Origin of the sequence: Brenneria nigrifluens DSM 30175 = ATCC 13028, from assembly GCF_005484965.1 — a bacterium.
Taxonomy (GTDB): domain Bacteria; phylum Pseudomonadota; class Gammaproteobacteria; order Enterobacterales; family Enterobacteriaceae; genus Brenneria; species Brenneria nigrifluens.
The window spans coordinates 4,662,592-4,673,129 of the sequence record NZ_CP034036.1 but is presented as its reverse complement, the minus strand read 5'-3'; the positions used below and the strand labels follow the sequence as shown (position 1 = coordinate 4,673,129).

Genomic DNA, 10,538 nt, shown 5'->3' with positions numbered 1-10,538 from the left:
GTTAGGATTAAGATGAAATCCTGGGCATAGCCGAAGAAAACAGCATTGAGGCCAAGGTCCGCTGTCTTATACTACCGGGGTTTTATCAGGCGTGCTTGCAGGGGGAATAGTTAAGCGTTTTAGCCCCATAATTAAGCCGGTTTGGTGTAACCACGGCAGCAATACGGGATTAACGGAGAAAGTGCTTGCGGCTCAGACGTTCATTAACTATTAAGCAGATGACAGCCGTGTCCGTTGTGGCGCTGGTTACCATCAGTCTGTTTATAGTGATACAGCTTTTTCACTTCGTGAATCAACGGCGTGATGATTATGCCAGGCAACTGGAGGTTATCGCTTACTCGGTACGCCAGCCGTTGACGGAAGCGGTGCTACAGGGCGAAGTGCAGCGGGCTGAAGATATTCTGAACAATTTGTTGCCCGTCGGTTTTTTAAGCCGGGCGGATGTTCTGCTGCCTGACGACTTCCAGACGCTGCACGCCAATTTCCCGACGGAACGTCCGGTGCCGCAGTGGATCGCCCGCTTTTTTAAACTGCCGATACGTATCTCGGTGCCGCTGTATTCCCCGCCGCAGACGCAATATTCGACGCCGTTGGCGCATCTGGTGCTGCAGGCCGACTCTTATCGCATGTTCCAGTTTATTGTCAGTACGTTTTCGATCATGCTGGCAACCTATCTGCTGTTGGCGCTTATTTTATCCATCGCCATTACCTGGTGCATCAATCGGCTGATGGTGTATCCATTGCGGGCGATTATTACCGAATTAAAGAATCTGCCGGCGCAGCGGATCGCCCACCATCAGCTGACGCTGCCGGCCTGGCATCAGGATGACGAGATCGGCGCGCTGGTGCGCTGCTATAACCGCAATCAGCAATTGCTGGAACAGTCGCTTTTTGCCGCGCAGTATGAGTTCGCCGATAAAACGGCCTATGTTCTCCATCTGGAGCAGTGGCTGGCGGAAAACGCGCCGTTCAGCCTTATGGTTATCGGCCTTGAACCGTTACCGGCCGATAGCGAAGGCAACGGCGTTGAGGTTTACCATACTTTGATTAATCAGCTAAAAGCGGCGGTTAATCAGCAGCAGGAAGGAAAGCGTATTTTATTGGCCCGTCTGGACCGGGATGAGTTCGCGGTGCTGGCAAGGCCGCTGGCGAGCGCGGAACAGGCGCAAGCCTGGGCGCGGAACGTTACGCTGCAAATCAATGCGCCGTTTATGCCGGCCAGCGGTCAATCATCGCCGTATTTCGCCGGCGCTGGTCTTCTCCACGTTGACCCATCGTCCGGCCAAGAGGTCAGGAGTGCGGCGCTGCTGCTTGCGCAGGCGCGTCTGGCCATGCAGCTGGCCCGCCATGAAGGGAACCACGGCATTCACGTTTTTCAGCAATAATCCCGCATCAAAGCCTGATTGTCATTTTTACCTTCCCGCCGCTGGTTAAAGCCGCGTTGCGGCCGAGCGGCGCGGCTTTAACCAGCGGCAACAACGGGATAATTCCGTATCATGTTACAAATAAATTGCATCATTGTTTAATGTTTACTATTAATGAAGCGATTCAGCTCTTATTTTTAACCTACTGTTCACAAACTAAAGTTATAAAACATATCCAGACTATTACTGCGGTGTTATTTTCCGGCGCAACCACAGGTGGTGTTTACTATACTTACTTTATCGTCCGCCTGTGTTTCCCCACCATAGGACGTGCGTATGAAAACATCTATTTTTAAAAGTCTTTATTTTCAGGTGCTTACTGCCATTACGGTAGGGATACTGTTGGGCCATTTCTATCCGGAAATCGGCGAGCAGATGAAGCCACTGGGCGATGGATTTGTAAAATTAATTAAAATGATCATCGCCCCGGTCATATTTTGTACCGTGGTGACCGGTATTGCCGGCATGGAAAGCATGAAGTCAGTGGGTAAAACCGGCGCGGCCGCCCTGCTGTATTTTGAAGTTGTCAGTACGATTGCCTTGATCATCGGCCTGATAGTGGTCAACGTGGTAAAACCAGGCGCCGGCATGAATATCGATCCCGCTTCTCTGGATGCCTCCGCCGTCGCCGTTTATACCCAGCAGGCATCGCAGCAGGGGCTGATCCCGTTCCTGCTGGATGTGATCCCTTCAAGCGCGGTAGGCGCCTTCGCCAGCGGCAATATTCTCCAGGTGCTGCTGTTTGCGGTGATGTTTGGCTTTGCGCTGCATCGGCTGGGCGAAAAAGGAAAAATGATCTTTGACGTGATCGAAAGTTTCTCCAGGGTGATTTTCGGCATCATTAATATGATCATGCGCCTGGCTCCTTTAGGCGCGTTCGGCGCCATGGCGTTCACCATCGGCAAATATGGGCTAGGGACATTGGTGCAACTGGGTCAGCTGATCGCCTGCTTCTATATAACCTGCCTGCTGTTCGTGTTCCTGGTGCTGGGCAGTATCGCCAAGGCCACCGGCTTCAGCATCCTCAAATTCATTCGCTATATCAAAGAAGAGCTGTTGATCGTGCTGGGGACCTCCTCTTCCGAATCAGTGCTGCCGCGCATGCTGGAGAAGATGGAGAAAGTCGGGTGTAAGAAATCGGTGGTCGGTCTGGTGATCCCGACGGGCTACTCGTTCAATCTTGACGGTACGTCCATCTACCTGACCATGGCGGCGGTGTTTATTGCGCAGGCGACCAACAGCCATATGGATCTCTGGCATCAGATTACCCTGCTGGTGGTTTTACTGCTCTCTTCCAAGGGGGCGGCGGGCGTTACCGGCAGCGGATTTATCGTGCTGGCCGCCACGCTCTCGGCGGTAGGCCATCTGCCGGTAGCGGGTTTGGCGTTGATTCTGGGCATTGACCGCTTTATGTCGGAAGCCCGCGCGCTGACCAACCTGATTGGCAATGGCGTGGCCACCATCGTCGTTGCGAAGTATTGCCATGAGCTGGATGCGAAGCAGATGGACGCGGTACTTTCCGGCAAGGATGATGATAACGGCGGAAAAACCACGCAGCCGACCACGCTGTCATAATCCCCGCCTGATGCTTTTGTCGTGAATCTTTCCCCATCGCGCGCTGGCGCGGTGGGGAAGGTTTGCCGGATGTGACGCCGTCCATTTCCGCATCGCCGCATGATTTATTCCCCTCTCTCCCGCAGCGGAAAACGTCTGCGCACCACCACAAAGAACAGCGGTATAAAAAAGACGGCCAGGATGGTCGCGGACAGCATGCCGCCAATCACGCCGGTGCCTACCGCATGCTGGCTGGCGGAGCCCGCGCCGTTGCTGATGGCCATCGGCAGCACGCCGAAAATAAACGCCAGCGAGGTCATCAGTATTGGCCGCAGCCGCTGACGCGACGCTTCCAGCGTCGCCTCGACCAGATCGCGCCCGCGCTGGTTCAGCTCATTGGCGAACTCGACGATCAGGATGGCGTTCTTCGCCGCCAGGCCGATAACGGTCAACAGCCCCACCTGGAAATAGACGTCGTTCTCCAATCCCCGGCCCAGGGTGGCGAGCAGCGCGCCCAGCACGCCGAGCGGCACCACCAGCATCACGGAAAAAGGTACGGTCCAGCTTTCATACAGCGCCGCCAGACACAGGAACACCACCAGTAGCGAAATGGCGTACAGCGCCGGCGTCTGCGTGCCGGTCAGCCTTTCCTGATAGGACATGCCCGACCACTCCAGGCCGAGGCCTGGCGGTAGTTTTTCCACCAGCGCTTCCATGATATCCATGGCGGTCCCGGTGCTGACGCCCGACGCGGCCTCGCCGACGATTTCCAGCGAGGAGTAGCCGTTATAACGCTCCAGACGCGGCGAATCCCTCTCCCATGAGGTTTGCGCGAAAGCGCTGAAAGGCACCATCCCGCCATCGCCGTTGCGGACATACCATTTGCCGATATCGTCCGGCTGCATGCGATATTTGGCGGCGGCCTGAACATAGACCTTTTTCACCCGTCCGCGATCGATGAAATCATTGACGTAGGTGGAGCCCCAGCCGGTTTGCAACACGTTGTTGATACTGTCGATCGACACGCCCAGCGCCTGCGCCTTGCGCTGGTCGGTATCGATTTTCAGCTGCGCGTTGTCATCCAGGCCGTTATGCCGCACCCGGGTCAGGCGCGGGTCACCGTCGGCCATGGCTAACAACTGGTCGCGCGCCTGCATAAATTGATCGTGGCCCAGCCCGGCGTGATCCTGCAATTGCATGGTAAAGCCGGCCGCGTTGCCCAGGCCGGTTATCACCGGCGGGCTGTTGGCGATAACCCGGGCCTCTTTGATGTCGCGGAAAGCCCTGGTGGCGCGCTCGATAATGGCAAAGGAGGTGTCTTGCGCTCTGGTGCGCTCGTCCCAGTCTTTCAGGCGCACAAACAGGCGGGCGACGTTCTGTCCGTTGCCGCCGGGGCCGGCGCCGACGGTGGCGAATACCGATGTGACATTCTCTTTTTCTTCGCTGAGGTAATACTGCTCGATCTTTTGCACCACTTTTAATGTCTGCTGCTGCGTCGAGCCGGGCGGCAACTGCACCTGCGTCATAAAGACGCCGCGGTCTTCCTGCGGCAGAAATGACGTCGGCAGCCGGATAAACAGCAACGCCATAATGCCGATGATGCCAAGATAAAGCAGCATCCAGCGGCCGCTGCGGCGCAGGATTCTCGCCACGCCCCGTTCATAGCGCAGCGTACCGCGGTTGAAAACGCGGTTAAACCAGCCGAAGAAGCCTTTGCGGCCGTGATGCTGGCCTTTGGGCAGGGGCTTGAGCAGGGTGGCGCACAGCGCCGGGGTGAGGATCATCGCCACCAGCACCGACAGGATCATCGATGAAACGATGGTAATGGAAAACTGGCGGTAGATTGCCCCGGTCGTCCCGCCGAAAAAGGCCATCGGGACAAAAACCGCCGACAGCACCAGCGCGATCCCCACCAGAGCGCCCTGAACCTGCCGCATCGACTTGCGCGTCGCTTCGCGTGGGGAAAGTCCTTCCTCGCTCATGACGCGCTCGACGTTTTCCACCACCACAATGGCGTCGTCCACCAGCAGGCCGATGGCCAGCACCATCGCGAACATGGTCAGGGTATTGAGGCTGAATCCGCAGGCGTAAAGCACCGCAAAGGTGCCAAGCAGCACCACCGGCACGGCGATGGTGGGGATCAGGGTGGCGCGGAAGTTCTGTAAAAACAGATACATCACCAGGAAAACCAGCAGTACCGCTTCAAACAGAGTTTTCACCACGTCAATGATGGAAGCCTTGACGAAAGGCGAGGTTTCAAAGGCGATTTTGGCTTCCAGGCCGCGGGGAAAGTAAGGCGATAGCTCCGCGATCCGGGCGCGCACCAGTTTATCCGTCTCCAGTTCGTTGGCACCGGCGGCCAGTTTTATCCCCAGGCCGGAAGCCGCCTGGCCGTTATAGCGGCTGAGAATGTCATACCTTTCCGCGCCAAGTTCGACGTCGGCGACGTCGCCCAGCGTCACCGCGGAGCCGTCGAGGTTGACGCGCAGGGTGATATCGCGAAACTGCTGCGGGGTTTGCAATAATGACTGGGCATTGATGGCGGCATTCAATGTCTGGTCATCCACCGACGGCGTTCCGCCCACCTGACCGACGGAAATCTGACTATTCTGCGACTCAATGGCGGACACCACATCTTCGGTGGTGAGCGAGTAATCGGTCAGCTTCAAGGGGTCGAGCCAGATACGCATCGCATACTGCGAGCCATAGGCGTCCACTTCGCCGACGCCGTTGATGCGGCTGAGCGGTTCCTGAATATTGCTGGCGACATAGTCCGAGATATCCTGTCTCTCCATGCTGCCGTCGGTAGAAACAAAGGCGATCATCAGGATATTGCTTTCGCCGGTTTTACTGACCGTCACCCCCTGTTGCTGCACCGCCTGCGGAAGTTTTCGCTGGGCGGATTGCAGCTGGTTCTGCACCTGCTGGCGGGCTGCATTCGGATTGGTTCCCGCTTCAAAGGTGAGCGTTATCCTTGCCTGTCCGGTATTACTGCTGTCGGAAGCCATATACATCAAATTATCCAGCCCGGTCATGCTCTGCTCGATAATCTGCGTCACGGTATTCTCAATGGTTTGGGCGGAAGCGCCGGGATAGTTGGCGCTAATCCGCACGCTGGGCGGCGCGAGGTCGGGGTATTGTTCGACGGGCAGTGAAACGATCGCCAGCGCACCGCACAGGCTGAGCAGGATTGCCAACACCCAGGCAAAGATAGGGCGATCGATAAAAAAATTCGCCATCGAAATGCAACTCCTCGGCTGTGTTGTATAGGCGGTGAACGGGCAAAGACCATTGCTGCGTTGCGCGGCGCACGTCGGCTGTAAATCACTTTAGCCGCTAACGCGCGGAGAATCGTGGAAAAATTAAGGAGAAAGTGTAAATTATCGTCGTAAAATGTCGGTCTGTGTATGCCGGTCGCAATTTATCGGCCGCATTAGCCATTATGCCGCCCCAGGCAGGGCCGCCTGTGGACGCGCGCTTTCGGCGTCGCCTTTACCCGATAAGACAGCGCGCATCATCGGGCCTGATGCCAATCTGTTTCAGCTCAATATTTCTTCTTTCCGAATATTATTTCGCCCTATGCAGTGACATAGATAAAAGCGCGTGGTCCAAGGGAATGGTACACTTCGCCTCTTTCATTTGCCGTGATGCATCCACGAGAGTGTTTGGTGGCAAACGCAAGGCCGCTGTTATGATCAACAACAATCACGTTATGTTTTGCATAGTTATTTAAGTAGGGGTTCACATGCAGGGCACCAAAATAGGTCTTTTAGTTGGTGGAGTTTTGCTGGCCGTTATCGGAGGCAGCAATGTGCAGGCTGAAACACTACAACCCGATCCTGCCTGGCTGCAGGGTAAACTTGATAATGGTTTTACCTGGCAGTTACTGACTACGCCGCAGCGTCCGGGAGACAGGGTCGAGCTACGCCTGATGGTAAATACCGGCTCGCTGGTGGAAAACGCTCAGCAAATCGGGTTTGCGCATTTTCTTCCCCGCTTGGCGTTAACGCCCGGCGATGATTTTTCGGCCGCGCAGTTGCCCTCCCTATGGCAACAACAAGATAACGCCACGCGTTCTCTGCCGCCGGCCGTCACCTCATATGATTTCACGTTTTACAACCTGAGCCTGCCGAATAACCGACCGGAACTGATGAAAGAGGCCTTAAACTGGCTGTCGGAAACCGCCGGACAGCTGGCTATCAGCGATCAACACATCCATGCAGCATTAAACCTGCCCGATCCGGTGGCGCAATTCCCGATTAATCCGCAGGATCCCGCCTGGCGTTATCGATTGAAGGGGTCCGCGCTATTGGCTCACGATCCCGGACAGGCGGTGAAACCGCCGCTAAACCCTGAACAGTTGGAGCAATTTTATAAAACCTGGTATACGCCGGACGCCATGACGCTGTATGTCGTCGGCCATGTCGATCAGCGCGGCATTGTCGATCAAATCGGTAAAGCCTTCTCATCTCTGCAGGGCAAACGCGCAGCCCCCGCGCCGGTGCCGACGCTAAGCCCGTTGCCGCCTCATGCTATCAGCCTGATAAATAACAACGTTCAGCAGGATACCTTGTCATTGGTATGGGATACGCCGTGGCACCCGATTCGCGACTCCGAGACGCTGGCCCGTTACTGGCGCAGCGATCTGGCGCGGGAAGCCCTGTTCTGGCATGTGCAGCAGGCGTTGCAAAAAAGTCAGCAGAAAGACAACAACCTGCGTTTTGACTGTAACGTGCTTTATACCCGCGCGCAGTGCGCCATTCATATGGACGTTCCAGGCATCGACAGCGTGATGCCGGGCATGACCTTTATGGCCCAGACATTGGCGGCGCTGCGGGACAACGGGCTGACGCAGCAGGAGTTTGACGCTCTGATAACGCGTAAAACGGACGAACTGGGCAAATTGTTCGCCACCTATGCCCGCACCGGCACCGATGTGCTGATGGAGCAGCGTTTGCGCTCGCAGCAGAATGGCGTGGTGGATATCGCGCCGGAGCAGTATCAGAAACTGCGGCAGCATTATCTCTCTTCGTTGACGCTGGATACGCTGAATCAGGCGTTGCACCAGCAGCTTTCACAAGAGGCCACGCTGATGCTGATACAGCAGCAGGGTGAACCGGAAGTGAATATGAAGGAACTGCAGACGGCCTATAGCCGGATAATGACGCCGGATGCCGCCGCCGCGCCGGCCGCGGCGGAAGAGGAGCCCAAACCGCAGGAGGAAGCGGCGGCGCCCGCCGCGCAATAATCTCAGGCGGCAGCCGCGCTTAGGCCGGCATCGCTTCCGGCGGGATAATCGCCCCGCGATGCTGGATAACCGTGCTGGCGGTCAGGTGGCCGCGCAGCGCGGCTTCCCGCGCGTCGCCGCCGTTCAGACGCACCGCCAGATACCCGGCGCTGAAGGAGTCGCCCGCGGCGGTGGTATCGACCACTTTCTCTTTCGGCAGCTTCACGGCGGGAACGTCGATCAATTCCCGTCCCCGTTGTGAAACGAGGCAGGCGTCGGCGCCGCGCTTGATCACGATTTCCGTTACGCCTAAACCGTGTGTCCGTTCAAGCACCGCGCCGACGGGCTGGGTGCCCCACAGCATATCTTCATCATCCAGCGTCAGAAAGGCGATATCAGTGCAGGACAACAGGTCGGTATAGGCTTGTTGCGCCTCTTCCCGGCTTTGCCACAGGCGCGGACGATAGTTGTTGTCGAAAATAACCTTACCGCCGTTGGCGCGGCAGGCGCGCAATAAGGCTAAAAGACGCTGGCGGCTTGCGCCGTTGAGGATCGCCAGGCTGATGCCGCTCAGATAGAGATACTCAAAGCGCGCCAGACGCCGGCAGATTTTTTCGGCGTCGGCGCTGTCCAGCCAGTAACGGGCGGCGGCATCGTTACGCCAGTAGTAGAACGTACGCTCGCCGCCGTCGTCGGTTTCGATAAAATATAAACCGGGCAGTTTATTTTCCAGCCGCTGGGTAAGATCGGTTTTAACCCCCTCTTTTTGCCATGCGGCAATCATCTCTTCACTGAAGCTGTCGGTGCCGAGCGCGGTAACGTAGTGCACGCCCAATGCTTCGGGCCTGACCTGGCGCGCAATATACACGGCGGTATTCAGCGTATCGCCGCCAAAGCCGCGGTTAAGATCCGTACCTTTTTGCGACAGTTCGATCATGCATTCGCCGATGACGGCGATGTTATTGGTTGTCATCACTGCTGACCTGTTTGAAAAAAGAAGACGTCGATACAACGCGGGAATCACCGTCAGTCTCAATATAACGAGACGCTGAGTCAATAGTCTTGAAATGCTGTTTTATTTTTTCATGACGGGGATCGAAAAATCAACGTCTTCCGATCCATTTTCCCCGACGAATAAAATCTGCTGGGCAGATATCGCCGGCGCGCTATTTCCGCGCCTCGTCCTGCCGTTGATTACGGTCCGTCGAGGTATCGCCTTTATAATTGGCGGTGGCAATCCAGGCGGCGCAGAATAGTGTCAGCCGGGCAAACAGATAGAAAAATGCCATCAGGCCGATAACGGAACCGAAAGCGGCCCCGGAAGGGGAGCTCGCCAGTTTAGGCAGCGCGACGGTCATGGCGAATTTAATGGCTTCGAAACCGATGGCGGCGATCAAGGTCCCGCGGAACAGCGCCTTACGTTTGGGCTTATGTCGCGGCAACACAAAGAATATCCATAAAAACAACAGGTAGTTGGCGAAAATGGAGATTGACAAGGCGATCAGGGTCAGCGCGGGGCGCAGCCATTCAATTCCCCCCAAGCCCAGCGCATTGACGATAATATCCTGCGCCGTTCCGGCGACGGATGTCAGGAACAGCGTTACGACCAGCGCCACCATCAGCCCGGTGAGAGACAGAAAATCCCGGGTATATTGAAAATAAATCTTCTCCTCATCCTGCGGGTTGCGTTCCCAGACGTCGCGCGACTGCGCGCGGATGGCCTCGCGTAAATTTCCCATCCAGCTGATGCCGGAATAAAGGGCGATAAGCAACCCGGTGATCCCGACGGTGGTGCGTTGCTGAATGGCGGTATTCACCGTATTTTTCAGCGTATTCGCCAGATTGGGGTCGCTGATGCTGTTGACGATGCGGTTAATCAACTCGGTCAGCAGGTCCGGGTTGGAGGCCAGCACAAAACCCACCGCAGCAAAGGAGACCATGAGTATCGGTATCAGCGACAGAAAGGAAAAATAGGTAATCGCCGCGCCAAACTGATTGCCCATCCGGTCATTAAAGCGTTCGCCCGCACGGATCACATGCGCCACGCTGGGAATGGCTTGAATACGTTTCACCCACCGTTGGGTCCGGGTCACGAGGGTGCGTGGCGATGACGGTTTATCTTCTGTCGGGGCCGGATGAGAATGGTGTTCCGGGTCTGCCGGTGCTGGCATTGATCTTCTCCTGCGGTCAGGGTTGCTGTGAGATTGATTATAACCAACAAGATGAGAATGTTACGGCAATTGCCGAATTACCTCTGTTTCGCTGAGTCAATCATCGCAGTGAGAGTGGACTCACGTTTAAATCCCTATATTTTATGTTGAAATGTCGGCAGG

General features: G+C 56.3%; 7 protein-coding genes. 4 read left to right on the top strand and 3 right to left on the bottom strand.

The genetic code is table 11. The features are described from left to right. Positions 1 to 218: 218 nt before the first annotated feature. Both EH206_RS21980 and EH206_RS21975 read left to right on the top strand, forming a co-directional pair. Positions 219 to 1,385: a HAMP domain-containing protein gene (locus EH206_RS21980; protein ID WP_040343526.1), complete on the top strand. Its 1,167-nt coding sequence runs from the start codon at positions 219 to 221 to the stop codon at positions 1,383 to 1,385. A gap of 315 nt (positions 1,386 to 1,700) precedes the next feature. Continuing rightward, entirely contained in the window at positions 1,701 to 2,999 is a 1,299-nt protein-coding gene (locus EH206_RS21975) for a dicarboxylate/amino acid:cation symporter (protein WP_009114958.1), read from the top strand. A gap of 104 nt (positions 3,000 to 3,103) precedes the next feature. Here EH206_RS21975 and acrD read toward each other — a convergent pair whose 3' ends face one another. Continuing rightward, entirely contained in the window at positions 3,104 to 6,217 is a 3,114-nt protein-coding gene (acrD, locus tag EH206_RS21970; protein ID WP_009114957.1) for a multidrug efflux RND transporter permease AcrD, read from the bottom strand. 506 nt (positions 6,218 to 6,723) lie between these two features. Between acrD and EH206_RS21965 the strand changes: the two genes are divergently transcribed. After that, positions 6,724 to 8,226: a M16 family metallopeptidase gene (locus EH206_RS21965; RefSeq protein WP_009114956.1), complete on the top strand. Its 1,503-nt coding sequence runs from the start codon at positions 6,724 to 6,726 to the stop codon at positions 8,224 to 8,226. 19 nt (positions 8,227 to 8,245) lie between these two features. Here the strand turns inward: EH206_RS21965 and kdgK are convergent, their stop codons facing one another. Next, positions 8,246 to 9,178 carry a 2-dehydro-3-deoxygluconokinase gene (kdgK, locus tag EH206_RS21960; protein WP_009114955.1) on the bottom strand — a complete coding sequence of 311 codons (933 nt, stop codon included), beginning with the start codon at positions 9,176 to 9,178 and terminating at the stop codon, positions 8,246 to 8,248. Between the two features lie 193 nt (positions 9,179 to 9,371). Continuing rightward, positions 9,372 to 10,376, bottom strand: coding sequence for an inner membrane protein YhjD (gene yhjD / locus EH206_RS21955; RefSeq protein WP_009114954.1), 1,005 nt, complete (start codon positions 10,374 to 10,376; stop codon positions 9,372 to 9,374). Between yhjD and EH206_RS23145 the strand changes: the two genes are divergently transcribed. Further along, on the top strand, positions 10,313 to 10,471 hold the full coding sequence (locus tag EH206_RS23145; protein ID WP_168709102.1) for a hypothetical protein: 159 nt from the start codon (positions 10,313 to 10,315) through the stop codon (positions 10,469 to 10,471). The genes yhjD and EH206_RS23145 overlap by 64 nt on opposite strands. Positions 10,472 to 10,538 lie beyond the last annotated feature (67 nt).

Excerpts from the sequence above, each read along its gene's own strand:
- EH206_RS21980 (WP_040343526.1), top strand. The coding sequence starts at position 219 with ATGACAGCCGTGTCCGTTGTGGCGCTGGTTACCATCAGTCTGTTTATA.
- EH206_RS21975 (WP_009114958.1), top strand. The coding sequence starts at position 1,701 with ATGAAAACATCTATTTTTAAAAGTCTTTATTTTCAGGTGCTTACTGCC.
- acrD (WP_009114957.1), bottom strand. The coding sequence starts at position 6,217 with ATGGCGAATTTTTTTATCGATCGCCCTATCTTTGCCTGGGTGTTGGCA.
- EH206_RS21965 (WP_009114956.1), top strand. The coding sequence starts at position 6,724 with ATGCAGGGCACCAAAATAGGTCTTTTAGTTGGTGGAGTTTTGCTGGCC.
- kdgK (WP_009114955.1), bottom strand. The coding sequence starts at position 9,178 with ATGACAACCAATAACATCGCCGTCATCGGCGAATGCATGATCGAACTG.
- EH206_RS23145 (WP_168709102.1), top strand. The coding sequence starts at position 10,313 with ATGACGGTTTATCTTCTGTCGGGGCCGGATGAGAATGGTGTTCCGGGT.
- yhjD (WP_009114954.1), bottom strand. The coding sequence starts at position 10,376 with ATGCCAGCACCGGCAGACCCGGAACACCATTCTCATCCGGCCCCGACA.